This is a genomic window from bacterium, from assembly GCA_021372615.1.
Lineage (GTDB): Bacteria > Armatimonadota > Zipacnadia > Zipacnadales > UBA11051 > JAJFUB01.
This window is the reverse complement of the sequence record JAJFUB010000130.1, coordinates 1-19294: the sequence shown is the minus strand read 5'-3', so window position 1 is coordinate 19294 and position 19294 is coordinate 1. Positions and strand designations below refer to the sequence as shown.

The 19294-nt window shown below is 68.6% G+C and carries 16 protein-coding genes; 6 read left to right on the top strand and 10 right to left on the bottom strand.

Features of this window, described 5'->3' with window-relative positions; translation table 11 throughout:
* Positions 1-89 precede the first annotated feature (89 nt).
* Both LLH23_19185 and LLH23_19180 read left to right on the top strand, forming a co-directional pair.
* On the top strand, positions 90-2630 hold the full coding sequence (locus LLH23_19185; protein ID MCE5240589.1) for a hypothetical protein: 2541 nt from the start codon (positions 90-92) through the stop codon (positions 2628-2630).
* Positions 2631-2791: 161 nt separating this feature from the next.
* A complete protein-coding gene (locus tag LLH23_19180; GenBank protein ID MCE5240588.1) occupies positions 2792-4216 on the top strand; it encodes a polysaccharide deacetylase family protein in 1425 nt (474 codons plus the stop codon).
* Between the two features lie 134 nt (positions 4217-4350).
* Here LLH23_19180 and LLH23_19175 read toward each other — a convergent pair whose 3' ends face one another.
* Both LLH23_19175 and LLH23_19170 read right to left on the bottom strand, forming a co-directional pair.
* Complete coding sequence (locus tag LLH23_19175) at positions 4351-5022, bottom strand: M23 family metallopeptidase (GenBank protein MCE5240587.1); 672 nt, start codon at positions 5020-5022, stop codon at positions 4351-4353.
* A gap of 126 nt (positions 5023-5148) precedes the next feature.
* Positions 5149-6423 (bottom strand): hypothetical protein, encoded by a 1275-nt coding sequence (locus LLH23_19170; GenBank protein ID MCE5240586.1) that lies wholly within the window; start codon positions 6421-6423, stop codon positions 5149-5151.
* Between the two features lie 126 nt (positions 6424-6549).
* On the opposite strand from LLH23_19170, the gene LLH23_19165 reads away from it, so the two are divergent.
* On the top strand, positions 6550-7428 hold the full coding sequence (locus LLH23_19165; protein MCE5240585.1) for an acetylxylan esterase: 879 nt from the start codon (positions 6550-6552) through the stop codon (positions 7426-7428).
* An 84-nt stretch (positions 7429-7512) separates the two neighbouring features.
* On the opposite strand, the gene LLH23_19160 is transcribed toward LLH23_19165, so the two are convergent.
* Positions 7513-8310, bottom strand: coding sequence for a sugar phosphate isomerase/epimerase (locus LLH23_19160; GenBank protein MCE5240584.1), 798 nt, complete (start codon positions 8308-8310; stop codon positions 7513-7515).
* 173 nt (positions 8311-8483) lie between these two features.
* Here LLH23_19160 and LLH23_19155 point away from each other — a divergent pair, with 173 nt between their 5' ends.
* Complete coding sequence (locus tag LLH23_19155) at positions 8484-8783, top strand: hypothetical protein (protein ID MCE5240583.1); 300 nt, start codon at positions 8484-8486, stop codon at positions 8781-8783.
* 6 nt (positions 8784-8789) lie between these two features.
* On the opposite strand, the gene LLH23_19150 is transcribed toward LLH23_19155, so the two are convergent.
* The 3 genes from LLH23_19150 to LLH23_19140 are packed head-to-tail and all read right to left on the bottom strand — an operon-like array spanning position 8790 to position 13330.
* A complete protein-coding gene (locus tag LLH23_19150; GenBank protein ID MCE5240582.1) occupies positions 8790-10793 on the bottom strand; it encodes a family 10 glycosylhydrolase in 2004 nt (667 codons plus the stop codon).
* Positions 10794-10802: 9 nt separating this feature from the next.
* A complete protein-coding gene (gene argS, locus LLH23_19145; protein ID MCE5240581.1) occupies positions 10803-12467 on the bottom strand; it encodes an arginine--tRNA ligase in 1665 nt (554 codons plus the stop codon).
* Positions 12468-12505: 38 nt separating this feature from the next.
* Positions 12506-13330, bottom strand: a complete 825-nt coding sequence (locus LLH23_19140) for a DUF1385 domain-containing protein (GenBank protein MCE5240580.1) — start codon at positions 13328-13330, stop codon at positions 12506-12508.
* A gap of 123 nt (positions 13331-13453) precedes the next feature.
* Here LLH23_19140 and rpmB point away from each other — a divergent pair, with 123 nt between their 5' ends.
* Together rpmB and mtaB are read left to right on the top strand one after the other, a co-directional pair.
* Positions 13454-13645, top strand: a complete 192-nt coding sequence (gene rpmB / locus LLH23_19135) for a 50S ribosomal protein L28 (GenBank protein MCE5240579.1) — start codon at positions 13454-13456, stop codon at positions 13643-13645.
* 123 nt (positions 13646-13768) lie between these two features.
* Positions 13769-15076: a tRNA (N(6)-L-threonylcarbamoyladenosine(37)-C(2))-methylthiotransferase MtaB gene (mtaB, locus tag LLH23_19130; GenBank protein MCE5240578.1), complete on the top strand. Its 1308-nt coding sequence runs from the start codon at positions 13769-13771 to the stop codon at positions 15074-15076.
* A gap of 9 nt (positions 15077-15085) precedes the next feature.
* Here mtaB and LLH23_19125 read toward each other — a convergent pair whose 3' ends face one another.
* The 4 genes from LLH23_19125 to LLH23_19110 form a co-directional block, all read right to left on the bottom strand.
* Entirely contained in the window at positions 15086-16165 is a 1080-nt protein-coding gene (locus LLH23_19125) for a hypothetical protein (GenBank protein MCE5240577.1), read from the bottom strand.
* Between the two features lie 135 nt (positions 16166-16300).
* On the bottom strand, positions 16301-16573 hold the full coding sequence (locus LLH23_19120; protein MCE5240576.1) for a hypothetical protein: 273 nt from the start codon (positions 16571-16573) through the stop codon (positions 16301-16303).
* A gap of 148 nt (positions 16574-16721) precedes the next feature.
* Positions 16722-17414, bottom strand: coding sequence for a hypothetical protein (locus LLH23_19115; GenBank protein MCE5240575.1), 693 nt, complete (start codon positions 17412-17414; stop codon positions 16722-16724).
* 2 nt (positions 17415-17416) lie between these two features.
* Complete coding sequence (locus LLH23_19110; protein MCE5240574.1) at positions 17417-19198, bottom strand: hypothetical protein; 1782 nt, start codon at positions 19196-19198, stop codon at positions 17417-17419.
* Positions 19199-19294 lie beyond the last annotated feature (96 nt).

Here is a 19294-nt window from a genome sequence, read left to right as displayed (position 1 = left end):
GACACACGGCGTGGGCACGAGCGCGCCGAGAGCGAACCACTTGCGGGTCGGAAGACGGCCCCTTCGTCACGTCAGGGGAGTGATCGCGCATGAAGATGTTGCTGGTCGGTTCGGTTGTGCTGCTGGCCCTACCCGCCCTGGCCTATGAGCCGGTCGGCGCGGACGGCCAGCCCTGCCACATCAGGCGCGGGATCTACTGCCCTCCCGGGCCGCTGCTGTCCACCGCGTACTGGGGCAAGTACGCCGGGGGCTTCGAGTTCCACGAGGCTACGGCGCACTCCGGCCGGGCCTGTGCCCGCGTGAGCGTCACCGACGCCGCCCGCGGCGGGGGCGTGTCGCAGGTCGTCAAGCTCGACCAGACCAGCCCGCAGCCGGTCAAGATCGCCGGCTGGAGCAAGGCCGAGGGTGTCGCGGACGGCCCGCGCGACTTCCGCTACTCGGTCTACGTGGACTTCCGCTACGCCGACGGCACGGCCCTGTATGGCCCCACGGCCGCCTTCTCGTCCGGCACGCACGACTGGGAGTATAGCGAGTTCATCGTCAAGCCGGAGAAGCCGTTGGCTGAGGCCCGGGTCTATGCCTTCGTGCGGCAGCGCACCGGCACGGCGTACTTCGACGACCTGTTCGTCGGGCCGGCCGACGGGGCGAACCTGCTCAAGAACGGCGGCTTCGAGCCCGACGACCGCAACGACCACGCCGCCCAGGAAGCCATCTACCGGACCTACGCCGACCTGAACGCCAACGCCATGCATACGTACCTCTCCGGCGCGCCGGCGTTCTGGAAGGGCGAGGACGGCCAGGGCAATCCCGACGTGCGGCGCTTCCTGGCCGAGGCGAAGGCCCACAACATCGGCGTGTGGCTCACGACCGGCGAGCCGGGGCAGCCGGCGATCAAGGACGCGAGCGACCCGAACTTCCCGCAGTACAACTGCGTGAACGGGCCGTGGGGGGAGGCGTGGACGCAGAGTCTGGCACTCGCGGCGGCCTACGACTTCGCGGGGCTGTCGCTCGTCCCCGATGAGTACAACTGGACCAACGGCTCGCTGCGGGAGCGCTACAGCAAGCACAGCGACCCGAAGGTTGCCGCGTTCTACCAGCAGCTTCCGAGCTTCTGCGACTGCCCGGTGTGCACGGCGCTGTACAGGAAGACATACGGCGAGCACCTGCCGAAGCTCGCGCTCGGGGCCAACTTCCCCGAGGCCACGCCACCGTACCTGCGGTACCTCCAGCAGCGGTACAACAGCACCGCGCAGTGGATGGGCCGGAGCGTCGCCGCCATCAAGGCCGTCAACCCCAGGATCCGGGCCGACAGCCTCATCTGCGTCTCGCCCATCTGCAGCGACCTGTGGTGGGGCACCGGCGTCGCGTGGGACCGGATGGGGGCGGTCAGCAACGTGGACTTCCCCACGACCGACCCGTACATCCTGCTCCACAACTACCTGGGCGACAGCACCCACTGGTACGTCACCGAGACAGCCGCCCACCTGACCGCCGCCACAGCGAAGCGGCAGTGCGGCATCGTGCTCGAAGCCAGCCGGTTGCGTAAGGAGTACCGCGAGCTGGATCCGGTCGAGGTCTACGGCAGCGCCCTGTCGGCCGTCGCCCACGGGGCGAAGGAGCTGGCCTGGTGGCACTACTCGCACCTCACCGACGAGAGCCGCACCACCGACCGCTCGGACGTGTCCCGCGCGTGCGTGCGGGGCGTGTACGGGATTCTCAAGGAGGCCGACCCGTGGCTCGGCGGGCTGCACGCTCCGCCGCTCGTAGCCGTCCTGCATTCGCGTGCCGCCGACGACCTCTGGCGCTTCTACGCCAAGCCTCCGGCCCCACCGGCCGTCGCGACGACGCCGACGGAGGACCCGCGCTACGCTGCGGTCGCGCAGAAGGAAGTGCTGTACGCCCTGTGCCGCCGCGGCGTGCCCGTGGACCTCTACTACCTCGAGACCGCGCAGACCCGGCAGCTCCAGTCCTACCGCGCCATCGTCGTGTCCTTCCCGTACGCCATCTCCGACGGGCAGGCGGCCCTGCTGCGCAACCTCGCAGCCAGCGGCAAGACGGTGATCGTGATCTCCCAGGTCGGGCCCCTGGATGAGGTCGGCCTCCCGCGCTCCAAGCCGGCGCTCCTGGACCTGTGCGGCCTGCGCGAAGTCCCGACCGATGAGACGGCCCGTGTGTCCCACCCGGTCGGCAAGGGCCGCGTCGTCTTCCTCGGCGATGCCTATGGCCATGGACTGCCACTGAGCCGCGACAACCAGAAGCGCACGCGCACCGAGCGCATCCTCCCCGACCCACTGAGCCTCGAGCGCGTGAACGTCCTCGCCGAGACGCTGCAGCAGGCATGTGGGGGCGAGCCGTGGGCCCTGAGCCGGATGACCGACAAGGACGTCGAAGCCCGCTGCCTCGTGAACGCTGCCGGCCAGCCGGTGCTGCTCGCGATCAACTGGGAGAACGAGCCTCAGGCGGTCGAGTTGCATGTGCCGCTGACGAAGGCCACGAGCTACACCGGCTTCCGCCTCGGCCCCGACGGCCGCGTGACCTCGTCGTCGGTCAAGGCCCAGGCCGGCAAGGACGGGGTGCGGTTCAAGCTGACCCTCCAGCCGCAGGAGGCGTGCCTGTGGCGCGGGCGGTAGGCGGACGCTGCTCCCGCCTCGCACGTCCCGGTTCCCGGCCCTGCTTCCCCTTCTTTGGCCGGGTTGCGTCTCGGGGCCTGAAGGTGGTATAGTATCATGTAGGGCACGGCTTATGCCGTGCGACCTCGGTTGTAGATGTCTGCGTCCACGGGTGCCTCTGAATGCGCGCGATCTGCCTGGGCTCGTGCCTCGCGTTGTTCCTCACGCTGCTGGTCGCCAATGGTGCCAGCGCGTTTGTCTACCCCGACTTCCGCTTCGTCGAGCAACACCTCCTGGGTCTCGTGCCGCAACTGCTCGGGGCGTTGCCGGCCGACACGGCCCTGCAACCTCCGCCCGACGAACTGCTCGCGCCGCTGAGTAACGGGGTCGAGGAGTACGCCAAGGGGATGGAGCCGGAAGCCGAGGCGGAGCTGGTGGGCGTGCTGCTGTCGCTGCCGCTGCACCAGCGGCTGCTCAAGGTCGCGGTCGCCACCGTAGACGACCGGCGCATGGCCCTCGTGAAGCTCCAGGCCGGTGACACGAAGACCGGCCTGTTCCGCATCCCCGACCTGCAGTACGACGCTGTGAACGCCCTGCGCGTGGCCTTCCAGTTGCCGCTGGATCTCCAGCGCATAGACCTGTGGTCGGTGGTGCCCGGGCGTGATGCCACCGGGCCGGTGCACAAGCCCGTGTTCTCCGTGTCGGCGGACCGCGCTGACTTCGAGACGGCCACCGCCGGTCTTAGGCAGGCGCGCGACATCCTCGGCGGCCTCGGCCTGGTGCGCTTCGCCCCGCAGTTCCTGCACTATGCGGGGGGCGAGCCGCTGAGCAAGGTGGCCCGGCTGCTCCCCGAGACCGCGTGGAGCGCGGCGCCGGTGCGCGACGGCTGGGAGCAACTGCGCGAGAGCTGCCGCCAGGACCCGCGCCTGCAGGCGGCCGCGCTATCCCGCGTCGTCGTCCACGTCCCCGTGTCGGACAACTCCGTCGGCCTGACCATTGACGACGGCCCACACCCGCTCATCACGTCGCTGATGCTCGACATCCTGCGCCGCGCCGGCGTTCACGCCACGTTCTTTGTCGTCGGGGAGAAAGTCGAGGAGTGCCCCGAGTTGCTGCGGCGCATCGCCGATGACGGACATGAGATCGGCAACCACACGTACGGTCACCCGCGCCTGGGGCAGGTCAAGGATGCCGAGGCGCTGGCGGAGATCCGCGCCGGGGCCCTGGCCATCGGCAAGGTGTCCGGCAAGCCCACCCCGCTGATGCGCCCGCCGGGCGGCGGCCTGGCGCGCGACGTTCTTCGCGCCGCGACCGCGGCCAACTCGACCGTCGTGCTGTGGACCAACAACACCAACGACTGGCTGCGCCCGTCGCCGGAGGAGATCGCGGCCAACGCCCTGCGCGACCTGCGCCCCGGCGGCATCATCCTGATGCACCAGGGCAGCATGGAGAGCGTCCGGGCACTGCCGCTGATCATCGAGGGCGCTCAGGCCCGAGGCTTCAAGCTCTGCTCGGTCGGCGACATGCTCCGCCAATCCCCCGTCGCCGTCCTCCCCATTCCCGAGATCATGACCCGCTACCAGAAGCACGAGTTGGAGAGGGAGTAGGGGGACGGGGGTCGGGGGTGGGGTACGCCCGACACTCTTGCCCGACACGCAGTGCCGGTACGCCCGACACGCTTGTCGGGCGGATGATCTGATGCGCCCGACAGGAGTGTCGGGCGTACCACATCTCCCCCCATCTACTCTCCCCCGCCGGCGTCCTTCGCCAGACCACTCCATAGCGTCGTCAGCGGGTTGCGGTAGCCCAGCCGCACCAGGTCTTCCTCCGTCGCAGCGCTCTCAGCCCCCTCGCGCACGGGGCAGCCGGCCAGCGTCGGCGTGCCCCACCCGAAGCGCGGCAGGTCCCCGTCAGTTCCGGCGGTCGTCGGCATACGCACCGTGAGATGCAGGTGCGGCCCACCTTCGCTTGCCAGCCATGGTCCGACTTCCGCCAGCACGTCCCCGGCTTTGACCGGCGTCCCGCCCACGACGCGGTGGTTCTGCGTGTGGCCGTACACGATCAGGAAGCTGCCACCATCCGGTAGCGGGGAGCGCACGATCATCACCCAGCCCTTCGTCCATCCCGGCCCGTAGCCGGAGTGCAGCGTGTCGCTCCGGGGGTCTACGACGCCGTCCACGAGGGCCAGGACCGGCTCACCGAGGGTCGCGCGTAAGTCCAGGCCGGCGTGGATGCGGGTGCCGTTGTACCGAGGGTAGCCAGGGAGCCCCGCTCCCCAGGGGCACATCAGTCGCCCCAGCAGGTCCTGATCGCTGCGGATGGTGTCGAGGGGGTAGTGGACGGCAGGCGGCGGGGCGGCTTCCTCGGCGTAGGCCAGGCCGGCGGTGAAGGCAACGATCAGTAGTGCGATCACTCGTGCTGTCATTGTAAGTGCGGGATTGGGGATTGGGGATTAGGGATTGGGAACGGCAGGGGCAACGGCAGATGAGGGCCGTTGCCGTCCCCAGTGCCCAATCCCCAATGCCCAACCCCCAACTCCCTACCACAACCCCAGCGTCTTGATCTTCTCGGCCGCTGCGGCGACTTCGGACACCTGGGTTGCTGACATGATCGCGAAGCGAATCTCGACGCCCTGGTTGGTCTCGGTAGGGATGCTGCGCGGGTCGGTGTACAGGAGCATGGTGTTGAAGCGGCTCTCGCCGAACACGTGCGGAGCGATCCAGCCGATCCCTGGCTTTGCGTCCGCACCCTTGGCGGCAGCCGTGGACGGCAGGAACACCCACCCCACCTTCCCGACATCCTTGTACGCCCCGGCCCACTCGTGCTCGCCGACCGCGTCCACCCACTTGGCGCCCGGCAGCCAGCCCCACCAGGTGTAGACCTCACGCTTGGGGCCCAGGTTGATGGTGCGACTGGTTACCAGCAGGCACGGCAAGTCATCCCGGACGGTCAGGTCGTACTCCAGCCGCGCCAGCTTCGCCCCGTCCTCCTTCTTGTCCGTCTCACCGGGCAGGACATACGCGCGGATGGTCTTGATCTGCGGACCGGTGGCGCTGCGCGGTGTGTCCACGAGCGTCTCGACCCGCTCGATCTTGTCAATGTACAGGTACTGCCCGGCGATGCCGGTACTGAGGAACGCGGCGGCGGTGTCGGCAATCTGCAACTCGCCGGTCTTCTGCGCCCGGAGGGTGAACGCCCCGCCGGGCGTACCGATGCGGATGGACTGCGAGTCCGGGCTGACAGCGAAGCCGATGATGCGGAAGTGCAGCGCCACCCGCAGGGCATTCGCCTGAGGCGACATGTCCGGCACGGACACGAGTACCTGGTACTCGCCCGGGGGAAGCTGAGGAATCTCGAAGCTGAGCCGGCCGTTGGGCTTGGGCGGGCCCAGTTCGGACACATTCACCTTGGCCGGCCCGGCTTCGGTCGGCAGCGATACGCGCGTCCCCTGCGCATTCAGCGGGTTGGCATTGTCCTTCAGGCCCAGGGCCACGGTGGCCGGGAAGGCGCCCAGGGTGCCCAGGTCGCCACCCTCGGCCTTGATGTTGGTCCCGTTGAGCTTCAGCCACGCCAGTTGCGGCGCCTCCTCATCCTCGAGCACCATCCACGCCGGCTTGCTGACGATGACGACCGTCTCGCCCCCGCCGATCTGCTCGGGCTTGAGCGACACGGTGACGCGCCCCCCCTCCTGGTTCGCCTGCGTCTTGAGCCACTTCCCGCCCGGTCCGCGCACATACGCTGTCACCGGCGCGGCCCACAGCGTCGCGGTGAGCAGCACGCTCAGCGCCACCGGCACCCATCTCGCAACCACCATCCGCGTTCCCCGCAGGGCAGGCGGCAGCGGAACGTTACAGGTTGTCGCCCCGGCGTTACGCCGCTGCAGCCGGCCGATCCGAGAGACACCTTGGCCGCACTGCAGCGTCGTCAGGTGGTGATGACCATGTCGCGCCATGAGATTCTGTTCCTGTGGGTGATAGCCTATCTCGCGGTCTGTGCACGTGGCGGCGCCGCCGTCAAGCCCGCCGACTTCGAGACCTTCTGGCAGCGGGCTCTGGTGCAGTTGCAGACCGTTCCGGCGAGCGCCAACTGGCAGTCCGACACCCTCTCCTTCGCCGGTCCGGGCTTCGTTCCCTGCCAGGTGCGGTGTCACTTGGACTCGGCCTCCACACTGCCGCCCGTGATCTACCTGCTCGACCGCGCGGATGCCGACCTGTTCACCCCGAGCCCCACCCATAGCTGGCTGGTCGTGGACGTGGGCGCGATGTGGTCGCAGGCGGACCTCGGGCCCGAGCCGACGCACCACCCCATGTACGCGGGCGTGCTGACAGCCCGGCGCGGACTGTCGCTGCTGCTGCAGCGCACCCGGCCCGGCCATCTGCGCGCCGGGCTGGTCGGTGAGGGCCGCGGCGGCGGCGTGGCGATGGCCCTGGCGGCCCTCGTCCCCGACGAGGTGGCGTTCGTGGCCGCTCACCAGCCCTTGCCCGGCCCGCGCTACGCCGATGAGACCACCGGCGCCGCGACCTCGCCCGAGCTGCGGGCGGTGGAACTCCGCTACCGTGCCTTCCGCAGCCACCTCCCCCGCCAGTTGGCGTACTTCGACCTCAGCGGCTTCGCACCGGGGATCAGGTGTCCGACGCTGCTGTCATATGGGGGGCGGGATGCGACGGTGAGTGCGGTAGAGGTGGGGGCTCTGTACGACGCCCTGACATGTGACAAGGAACTCGCCGAGCTTCCGGAGGCGAGGCACTGTCAGGCGGCTGACCTGCAGGAGTGGTGGGCGATCTGGCGCACGTGGGCGAATGAGAAGGTGGAGGGTTGAGGGTCGAGGGTTCAGGGGAACGGCGTCCACGCTTGCCGTGGCCGTTACCCTTGACCCTCGACCCTTCACCCTCGACCCTCAGCTCTACGTCGCCATGATCTGCCGGATGTGGCCGGCGGTGTCGGCGAGCGAGGCGATGGAAGGAGCGACTTCCGACAGGAGCGCTCCGTCGTAACCGATCTTGCGCAGCTCGGCCATGACCGCCGGGAAGTTCACGTCGCCCTGCAGCAGCGGCGTCCACTCGTAGCCCTGGCGCTTGAAGTCCTTGAAGTGGACCTTCATCAGGTGCTTGCCGCAGATGCGCACCCAGTGCTGTGGGAAGCCGAAGACGACCATGTTGCCGGTGTCGAAGAACAGGCCGACGCGCGGGCTGGCGACGTCGTCGCAGAAGCGGGCGAACTCCATCGGCGACAGCAGGAACTTGTTCCAGACGTACTCGACGGCGACATTGACCCCGAGCTCCTCGGCGTGGGGCGCGATCAGTTGCAGAGCCTTCAGCCCGTTGGCGTACGCCTCGTTGTAGTACAGCTCGTCGGTGAGGGCGCCCATGGTCAGCAGCATGGTGTCCACGCCGAGCGCCGCCGTGGCGTCCAGACAACGCCGGATGGTGTCCAGGCTGCTCTTCCAGATCTCACAATCGTTGGTCATGATGTTCTTGGGCTGCTCGCGCACCGACGCGCAGACGGAAGACAGCTCGATGCCGGCGTCGCGGGCCCGGCCGGACAACGCCTGGAACTCGCTCTCGGAGGTCTTCAGGCTGATCTCGCCCTCGTCCCTCAGGCACACTTCCAGCGCCTCGTATCCGGCACCGGCGGCCTGCTGGAGCAGTTCATCGAACGACCACTCCGCAGGCGTGATGATGGCACTCAGTCCGACCTTCATGGGTTACACACTCCCGTTGTGAGCTACTTCGGCGGGAAGGTCATTCGCGGCGGTGAGGCGAATTCCTCCCTGTTGTCGCCTCGGCGCCGGCTGTGCCTCTGAGGGGGGCTTGAAGAGGCCGCCGCTTTGCGCTATGCTAAGGCGCGTTCCGGGAGGAGCTTCGCTACCCACGTATGTCCAGCAGGCGCTGCCACATCATCTACGCCCACCCAGCCGCTGCCGATGGCTACGCCTTCTTCTACCTCTACTACTGGCCGGGCGACCGCCAGCTCGCGCTGCGCTATCGCCGGGATGAGGACGAGGTGAAGGAGGTATCGCTGCCGCCGGTGGCGATGCTGGACCTCATCGAGAACCAGGCGGCGCTGCGCAACGTGGATACGGTGCTGCTGCGACCGTGGGATCGGGCCGCGAAGGCCCTGCGCCTGCGCATCAAGACGTGGATGGAGCGCGCCCGGGACCAGCAGCAGGAGTAGCTGGCCCTACCGGCCGGCGACTGCGAACTCCGTCGGCTCGCGCGTGACCCCCAGCGCCAGCCACGGCAGGTAGTCCCGGACGAGATCGGGACTGTAGTTGAAGATGACAAAGCCGCGGGCGCCATGCTCGCGCGCCACGCGGATCTGCTCCACCGCCGTCTCCGGCCCCCCGTACTTCATGTCGTCGGCATAGACCCCCAGCCCCGCCGCCCACAGACACCGCCCCGCAATCCACTTCTCCTGCCGACTCACGTACAGTTCGAAGCGCTCCATGCTGGGCGTATAGTCCATGGGACACACGAAGTCCACCAGGCCCCGCTCGATCCACGCCACCCAGTCCTGGCCGAAGGTGTCGCGGTGGTCCTCCCAGTTGAGGAAGACGGCTGCGGAGATCTGCAGCCGGGGGTAGTCTCGCCGCAACGCCTGTGAGATCTCGGCGACCAGGCTCGTGAGCTGCTCGCGCCGCCAGTCGGCGAACCGCCCCCGGTAGCAGCCCTCCAAGACATCGCCAGGCCAGCGCGCTACCCGCACGCCCAGGTCTCGCTCGAACGCGGCTCGGCAGCGCTTGCAGCAGCACGTGTCCTTCCACGGATAGCGGAGGTAGTCGAACTGAATGCCCGCGACGCCATAGGAGGCCATCTCCAGGGCCGCCGCGACCTCCATCCGACGGTTGGCCGGGTTGGTCGGGCAGAGCCAGGTGCTGCTCTTGCCCGACGATGTGACCATCAGCCGGCCGGCCTTGCGCAGCGCCGAGACGACCTCGGGCGGAGCGAAGATCGTGGACAGGTTCAGCATGCGCGCATGGAGGGGCAACCCGACCGCCCGTGTGGCGGCCACGGCCTCGGCCAGCGAGTCGCCATGCTTCTTCACGCGGGGGTGCACCGCCAGCACCTTGCTGGGGTAGAAGGCCACACCACCGCTCATCATGTACGGGAAGACCGCGTTGAAGTTCGCGTCCTGCAGATGCCGGGCAGCGACAGCCCACGAGGGTTCGGCGTAGTTGGACATCCAGACGCCGCGCAGCTCGCCGGGGAGGGACGGGTACGACGCCCACAACGCCCGCTCGGCGGCCTGTCGCGCCTCCGCCTCCAGGGCCAGCCCCCCCGCGATGTCCCCGCCCTCGACCGCCGTCTTGATGTCCGCCAGCAGCCTCTGAGCCGCAGTCGCCTGCGCCAGCGCCTCCGCATAGACCGGGTTGCCCTCTGCCTGCCGCGCCACATATGCGTGCAGTTCCGCCAGAGAGGCGAAGCGCCCCAGGGGGCCGAGGTCCGCCGGGTCGGTGGGGAGCATCGCGCCCCACGCTGCTGGAACCAGCCGCCCGATCAGCGCGCGGAGCAACTGGGCGCCGGGCACGCCGGCGAGGCTGCGGGGGTCGCCAGTGAAGTAGACGCCGTTGTCGTGGGCCAGCACGGCGGGGAAGGCGGTCATCGCGCCCGACTTCGTCTGCCACATGGCAAGCGGCGTGACCCCCGCCAACGGTTCGGCCATGGCCACCTGCTCGGGCGCCCAGCCGACGGTCGCGGGTGCGCCCACGAGTTGGTCGGTCAGCGCCAACCCGGTGAACGGGTCGGCGGCGCCCGCGGCCGCCATACCACTGCGGCGAAGGCCGATCTGCTCGAGGATGGCGTCGTGGGCGGCGAAGAAGACGATGACCTTGCCGCCATCCGCGATGAAGCGGCAGACGTGGGCGGCCTCGGCGTCGGTCATCGCCCGGTTGTAGGGGAGGATCGCGACCGCAGCGGCGGGCAGGCCCTCACGCTCGACCTGCGAGTCCTGCGTCACGACGTATGGGACGTGGGCGAGCTTGAGCAGCTTCACGACCCGCTGGCTGCAGGCGTCGGACTTCTGCTGGTTCGGCAGGCCATTCTCGCCCAGATAGTCGCCCGCGATGACGACGACCGGCGTCTGTGCGTAGGCCGGCTCCGGCGCCGAGGGCAGCAGCACCGCCGCGAGCAGCAGGCTCAGGCCGGCAAGCGAGGCGAGGCGGGAGGACATTGCGCAGGCGGGCATAGGTGGCCGCTACATCCGTTCCGGTGCGTCGAGCCCCAGCATGTGCAGTTCGTTCGCCAGGAGCTGCCGTGCCGCCCGGACGAGGCCCATACGGGCCGAGGACAGCTCCGGCTGCTCGGGGTCGAGCACCTTGCAGTTGGTGTAGAAGTGGTGGAAGGCGGTCGCCAGGTCGCGCACCATCGTTGTGAGGCGGTGAGGCGCCCGCGCCGCGACCGCCAGGCGCAGTTCGTGCGGGTACTCGGCGATCACCTTCATCAGCACGATCTCATCGGGGGCGGTCAGCAACGACAGGTCGGGCTCACCGAACGTGAAGCCGCGCTCGTCGGCCATCCGCTCGATGCTGCAGATGCGCGCGTGGGCGTACTGCACGTAATGCACGGGGTTCTCGTCGCTCTGCTTCTTGGCGAGGTCGAGGTCGAAGTCCAGGTGGGAGTCCACCGAGCGCGTCAGGAAGAAGAAGCGAGCCGCGTCGCGCCCGACCTCCTCCACGATCTCATCGAGGCCGATGATCTCGCCGCGGCGCTTGGACAGGCGCACGGGCTCGCCGTCGCGCAGCAGACGCACCGTCTGGTGGACGATGATCTCCACCTGGCTCAGATCAATGCCGCCCGCCTCAATGGCCGCCTTCAGCCGCGGCACGTAGCCGGCGTGGTCAGGACCGAGAATGTAGATGGCCAGATCGAAGTGCTCGTACTTGTAGCGCGCGTAGGCGGCATCGGAGGCGATGTACGTGGGGCGACCGTCGCTGCGCACCAGCACCCGGTCCTCCTCGTCGCCATGCTCGCCGGTCCGCAGCCAGGTGGCCCCGTCCTTCTCGTACGCGGCCCCGGTGCGCAGCAGGCGCTCGATCTCGGCCGCCACGGCGCCTTGCTCGTACAGGTCCGACTCGTGGAACCAGTTGTCGTAGCGAATGCCGAACAGCTCGACCACCCGACGCATGTCGGCGACGATCCCCGGCTCCACCAGGCGGAAGAACTGGTAGGCCCCCGCCTCGTCCTGGGGGATGGCGGCGTGGGCCTCGCCCTGCCGCTCGACGAGCTGTTGCGCCATCTCGACGACATACTGCCCCTTGTAGCCGTCTTCGGGGAAGCTGTGGTCCAGCCCCAGCAACTCGCGGTAGCGCGCCTGCAGCGACAGGCCGAAGAGCAGGGCCTGGGTGTTGTAGGGGCCGTCATTGACGTAGTACTCGCGCTGCACCTCGAAGCCCACGGCGGCGAGCATGTTGGCCAGCACGTCGCCATACGGCCCGCCGCGCGCGTTGCCGATGTGGATCGGGCCCACAGGGTTGGCGCTGATGAACTCCAACTGCACCTTCCGGCCCTCGCCCTGGGATTGGCCGTACCGCTCGCCTGCTGCCAGCAGTGCGGCCGTGGCCTGGTGCAGCCAGTCGCAGCTCAGGTAGAAGTTGATGAAGCCGGGGCCAGCGATCTCGGTGCGCTCACACCCGGCGGCCTGGGCGTCCAGGCAGTCCACGAGCACCTGCGCCAGGTCGCGGGGCTTCATCTGGGCGGCCTTGGCCAGCACCAGGGCCACGTTGGTGGAGTAATCGCCCATGTCCGCCCGGGGCGGCACGGCGATCTCTATGTCGGGCAGTTCCAGCGCGGGCAGGCGGCCCAACTGCTGGGCGGAGGCAACGGCAGCGGCGATTGCGGCGGCGATGGCGTCGCGAGTCATCAGGTCATCCTTCGTGAGAGACGGTGGGAGATGGGCGTCTAGAAATCGAGCCAGAGATGCAGATGCTCCAGCAGGGCCGCCAGCAGGGCGTTGCCCGCAATGACGCCAACGATCATCTGCGGCAGCCCCCGCGTCCAGAGGCCGCGCGCGATCGAGACGCGGCGGTCGGGATCGTGCGCGTACAGAGCCATCAGCTTCTCACCGGCAGCAATGCCGGCGGCCAACTGCCGCGGCGTGGGCGGCTTGGTCGTGAAGGTCTGCTGGATGAAGTAACCCACGCGGTAGCGCAGCATCCAGCCGACGATGGCCACGATCCCGGCGGCCAGCGGGTTGCTCCACAGCAACGGATACGCGATCAGCAGCGTGGGCAGCACCCCGAACAGCAGCACTGTGCCGCAGCGCGGGTGCGCCCGCGGCATCTCCACGACCTGCTCGTACTGCAGGCGGCCATAGCGCTCGATGGCGGACACGACCTTGTGCTCGGCGGCATGATAGCCCGCCATCGGCGATAGGCGCAACACAATCAGGAAGTTGAGCATCGGCAGCAACTGGGCGACAAGAGCCAGGACCTCGCTCGTCGGCATGCCGCCCCCGCCGCTCAGGCCCAGCAGGCCGGCAGACAGCGTCTGCCCCGTGAGCTGGTCCACGATCCACAGCTCGACGTACGTCATGGCCAGGGCAATGCCCAGCAGCGCGGCGATGGCGGCCCCACTGACAGCCAGGCGCCAGGGGGAGGCGGTGCCGTAGTTGCCGGTGGCCAGATGCAGGCCGCCGACGAGCGCCGTCCCGGAGATGCGCGGACGCCGCACCGAGACGTAGCTGGATCTGGGGATGTGCCATTCGGCGTCGAGATAGTCAGCCATGTCGGAAAGCGAGTGACTCGTGCTTGCGCTCAGAGAGCGTCTATGCTATATTATTGGTCTCAATCCGCCCAACAACACCGGCACGCCCTCCGGGGCGTGCACACGTTTGAAGGAACGACTGTCATGTCCAAGATGTGTGCGATCTGCGGCAAGAAGCCCTCGACCGGCTGCAATGTGAGCCATTCCCAGCGTCACACCAAGCGCCGCTGGCTGCCGAACCTGCAGCGTGTCCACGTACAGACCGAGGCCGGCAACCGCCGCCTGAGCGTCTGCACGTCCTGCATCAAGGCCGGTAAGGTGCGCAAGGCCGTCTAGCGTCGGTCCCCCGATAGCATGTGGGGACAGTTCCTATGTCTGCTGGCGCCCACGCCGCAGCAGGCATAGGGACTGTCCCCGCTTCGTAGTCATTATACCACAGCCTTTTCCGGGCGCGCAACCATGCCCACCGCCGCCCTCAAGACCCTCGGCTGCAAACTCAACCAGTACGAGACCGAGCAGATGCGCGAGCAACTGCAGCGCCTCGGCTACGCCATCGTGGACTTCGACTCCCCCGCCGACCTCTACATCATCAATAGCTGCACCGTCACCCACCACGCGGATCGCGACACCCGCCGCCTGGCCCGTCGCGCCAAGCGAGCCCACCCCCACGCCCACGTCATCGTCACCGGCTGCTACGCCGAGGTGGCCGCCCAGGAGCTGCAGGCCCTCCCGGAGATCAGCCTCGTGTGCGGCATGGCGGACAAGCAGCGCCTCGGGGAGCTGGTCAGGGGTCTGTCCCCGACGACCCGCGCTCCGGGTCGCGAGGGGGCTGACCCCGGCGAGCACGGCAGCCACCTCATCACCGGGTTCGCCGAGCACACCCGCTGCTTCGTCAAGGTGCAAGAGGGGTGCAACGCACGGTGCTCGTACTGCATCGTCCCCGACGCACGGGGCCCCAGCCGGAGCGTGCCCCCCGACGAGGTCGTCGAACAGACCCGGCGGCTGGCGCTGGCGGGCCATCCTGAGATCGTGCTGATCGGCACCCACCTGGGGCAGTTCGGCCGCGACCTGCCCGAGCCGACCGACCTGACGGCGCTAGTGCGGTGCCTGCTGGCGCTGCCCGAGCTGCAGCGCCTGAGGCTCAGCTCCATCGAGCCCTGCGAAGTCAGCACCGAACTGGTCGGCCTGATGGCTGAGGGCAAGATGACCCGCGAGCCGGAACTCTGCCGGTACCTGCACATCCCCCTGCAGAGCGGCTGTGACAGCGTGCTGCGACGGATGAACCGCCCCTACGATGCCGCTCTCTATGCCGAGCTGGTCCGCCGCATCCATGGGGCCCAGCCGGCAGCCGGCCTCGGCGCGGATGTCATCGTCGGCTTCCCGGGAGAGACGGACGAGGAGTTCGAGCAGACACGGCAGTTCGTGAGCGACCTGCCGCTGTCGTACCTGCACGTCTTCACCTATTCGCCACGCCGGGGGACACCCGCCGCTGCCATGCCTGACCAGGTGCCCCATGAGGTGGCGCTGGCGCGCAACCATGTGCTGCGAGCGATGTCCGAGCGCAAGCGGGCCGCGTTTGCCGAGAGCATGGTGGGGCAGACGCTGGGCGTCGTGCTGCAGACCGACGAGGGCGAGGGATGGCTCCGGGGCGTGACGGACAACTACCTGGAGCTACGCGTGCAGGGCGCCACGGAGTTGCTGCACACGCTCGTGACCTGCGCAGTGACTGGGGCAGACGCGGGCGCGCTCACCGGCCGTCTGTTGTGAGGTTCGCCTTCAGGCGACCACCGGGTACCAGCCCCAGCGGAAGACGGCCTCGATCAGCGCCCGGTAGTTCTCCAGCGGCACGTAGCTGGTGATGGAGTTGCTGCTGCCGACCATGTAGCCACCGCCGGGGGCCAACTGCGCGAGGCGCTGCCGAACCTCCGCCTCCACGTCCGCAGGTGTCCCGCGCACCAGCGCGCCACCCAGGTCAATGTTGCCGATCAGGCACAGGTGGCTGCCGTACTGCCGCTTGACCTCCACGATGTCCATGGCCTTGGGCTCGACCGGCTGGATGGCGGCGAAGCCCATGTCCACCACATCGGGCAGCACTTCCCACATCGTCCCGTCGCAGTGATAGATGAGCGGTAGTCCGGCGGCCGCCGCGGCCTCCCCGTACTTGCGCATCCAGGGGAACAGGTGCTGCCGGTACCAGTTGGGGTTCACGAAGTACGTGTCCACGCTGGAGAGGTCGTCGGCGAACCAGACGGCGCCGAGGTTCGGCAGCTTCAGCACCCGCTGGAAGAGGCGGAACAGGAAGTCGCCGACCCGCTCGAGCACCCCCTCCACCAGTCCCGGCTCGTCGTAGAGGGCATAGGCCACGGCCTCGAAGCCCAGCAGGGCGCGGGTGGTCTCGAAGATACCCCAGGTGCCGCTGGTCAGCTTCATGCCCTCGGGCAGCAGGTTCGCCGCCTGGAGCAGGTCGCTCAGGTCCACCGTCTCCGGGTCCGGCCAGGGATAGCTCTCGATGTCGGCCCTGGTCCGAATGACGCTCTGGTGCTCCTCCATCCACGCCTTCTGCACCGGCTGGTCGTCGTAGAGGCTGTAGTCCCCCTCGCTGACATTCCAGCCCCCCGTAAAGAGCCCCAGGTAGTTGGGCGCCAGGTGCATGAAGTCATAGCCGGCGCGATACCAGAACTCGACGTCAGCGGCGACATCGTAGTCGTCGGCGCGGGTCAGCGAGTTGCCGACGTGTCGGCCGAGGAAGGCCTCCTTGACCGGCGGATCCACGAGGAACTCGCACAGGGGAACGCGGTCCGGCTCCTCTCGACGCAGGGCGGTGGCGACACGCTCGAAGTCCGGGGCGGGGATCATGGCGGTCTCCTGGGACGCGAGGCTGACGCCAGGTCTTGCGACCTGGCGTCACGAGGGTTCGCGTCGCCAGGGGGCGCGACCTGCACGCGCGGGTGAGGCGCCCAGGGGGGCACGTCATCTGCCGGGCGCCCGTGGTCAGTGACTGGACAACCGCGGTCGCAGGCGCGACTCCATTGCTACGCAGTGCTGGTCAATACGCTGGAGAGTCGTGCGCAACGCCGAGGCCGCTTCGAGTGCTTCGTTGAGGTGATAGCGTGTGTCCCGCGGCTTGTTGGTCGTGACGTCCACGGCCCCGATGTGCTCCGCCATGTGCTCCAGACTCTCGGCAAGCTCGTGGTGGAGTTGTCCGAGAGCCCGGGTGTGCGCTACGGGCAGCTTCGCGCCGGCTCGCGCTCTGTGCCGTGACATGGCTCCCACCATCCCTTCCTCCCCTATCCCCGTTCCTACGCAGCCTGGTGCCATTCAAGCACATTCCCTACATCCAACCAATTCGTACCCTTTCGCGGTTTGCATTCGTAGTTCTACGGATTTCCACGGGCTGTCACGCACGCGCAGATCACCCCGCCTGTGCCGCCCGGTCACGCTCCCACAGCGTCTTGCCGTACTGCTCCGCCCACTCCCGACGTGGGAACAGCAGCGGAGGCAGGCCGCCATCGAGCCAGAAGTTCAGGTCGTCCAGTCCGGCCGGGGATGTCTCCGCCTTGCCCCACTTGAGCGACCAGATCGCGTCGCGGGCCGCCACGGGCACCGGCACCTTGGCCTCTTCCTCGCGGTCCAGCTCACCGTCCAGCACTACCGCCTGAGCCCCGTCGGGGCCGCAGATGACGATTCGGCCGCCTTCGTTGGGAGAGACCGACTGCGCCCCGAGGATGAACTCCGTGCAGTCCGGCGGCACGTAGAAGTACAGCTCCGGCCCCGGGCCGTTCACGCCGATGCGGTTGTTGGCCCGACCCATCACGCCCCAGGGCCGGTCGCAGTCGAAGGTGGCTCCATTCATGCCCGGGTCGGCCTGCACCAGGTACAGCGGACGGGCAGGCGCGGGCAGTTGGCGGTCCAGTGTCCCCCCGATGGGGACGACGGCGCTGAGCACCTGCTCGCCCTCCTGGCCATACACCGTCACCCGCAGCGGATCGGCGTAGGTGTAGTACTGCTTCGTCTCCAGATGCAAGCGAGGCGGCTGGGGCAGGTCGCTCACGACCACGAAGAAGTGCAGATGGCGGAACAGCAGAAGCAGCACGGCCGGCTGCATGGTTAGCCCTCCAGTTCCACAAGGCACACGGCGTAGATGTCCAGGCGCGGCAGGGAGAAGGTGACGCGATCGGCGGCCTGCTTGAACGCCACGGTCTGGTCCGGCGCGCCCGGGGTGGCCAGAGTCACCTTCCGCACCCTCTGAGCCCCCGGCAGGCGCAGACGGATCGGCAGGCTCGTGAGCGTCCCGACCTGCCCCCCCTGCACCCCTAGCATCACATCATAGTTCACAAGGTGCAGCGTCAGCCGCCGGGGCCTGGTCGGGCTGTCCGCATACAGGGCCATCCGCAGGGCCGCGGCCCGCGCGGGGTCAGTGAGCACATAGTCGGCCAGCGGCCCTCGCGGCCCCGACAGTTCGGAGAGGTCGTCGGGCAGGGGCGTGCCCAGCTTGCGGAATGCCGCGACCGCAGCGGCATCGCGCGGCCGACCGATCTGATCGAGGGTGGCGGTCGCCGGCTGCCCCGAGATGATCAGCCGGCCGCCGGCCCCGGCGTACGCAGTCAGCTTCTGCAGCCACGCCTCCGGCAGGCTGGCCACCGCCGGCACGATGAGCACGGGATAGCGGCTCAGGTCAGTACCGAGTCCCCGCTCTACCACCGGGTCAGCCGGTATCTGCCCCGCCAGCAGCGTCTCCAGCACGCTCTGTGCCGCGGTAACGTGCTGGCGGTCGCCCAGCAGAGGTGCGCTGAGCATCGTCAGCACCCCGACGCTGCCGCACGGCCAGGTGCCCTCGTACCAGGTCTTGTGGGTCGCAGAGAAGGCGTTGTACTTCGTCCGCGCGGGGGCGAGGTCCGGACGGGTCCGGGGCGAGTCATGCAGGAAGCAGCCCCCGCCGCTGAAGGCCGCCGCCTCGGCGAGACCTAGCTCGGCGGTGGGCTCGTTCATGCGCCAGGCGGGGTCGGCCTTCGGGTAGCCGGGGCGCGTCAGCAGCGCGGACCGGCAGGGCGCCCCGGCAGCGGCGCTGACCTGGTGGGCGAAGATGTTGTCATTGGTGTGAGACACGAAGATCCCGGCGATGACATGAGAGCGCGTGCGGCCGGGGTTGGTGCCATAGGTGCCCACGGAGTTCTCGTACATGCCCAGGTCGCAGTCGCGGACCATCCCCTCCAGGTTCAGGGGGCGGCCCTGCAGGGCATTAGGGAAGACGAAGAAGGAGCCGCGCACCTTGCTGCCCTCCTCGCGGATCATGGCCAGGAAGCGGTGGATGCTCTCTCCCCAGAAGATCGCCGTCTCCGCGCCGCGCAGGCCCTTGCCGTCGGTCGCGAGTGACGGGTCGTCCCCGAACAGCTCCTTGATCTCCGGCGGGGTGTACCGCGACCGCAGGTGCTGCGCGAAGCCGGTCTGGCAGTACTGGCAGTAGCAGTGCTCCGAGCTGGCATTGTCCACGAACACGCCGTCGAACCGCGCCTCGGCCGCGCCGCGAATGACCCACCGCATGTACTGCTGCCAGTGGGGGTTGTTGACGCAGTTGGAGTAGCGGTAGAACAGCGGCAGGTAGTGCCCCTTGGTGTAGTAGTGGTGCTCGGAGCCGTCGGGCTTGCGCTGCTGCCACAGCACCGGGTCATCGGCCGGCTTGGGGCCGGCCCCCAGGGGCGTGAAGGCCTCCCAGTTGTCGTAGAAATGCCAGAAGCCGGTACGCTTGTCCGGGTCGCCGCCGGTGGTCATCAGACACACGTAGGCCACGACCTGGCCCACGCCCTGGCGGCGGAGCTGGTCGTTGACACGCTGGGCCTCGGCCAGGCGATCGCGGTCTAGGGGCTTCGAGTTGGTCCCGTCTTTTGGCATCGCTGCCATCTTCCTCTGTGCTGTCAATGGACGTACTCCCTGCGGCCCTCATGATAAACCATTCTCTGGCATGTGTAAACGCCGCACTTCTATCGG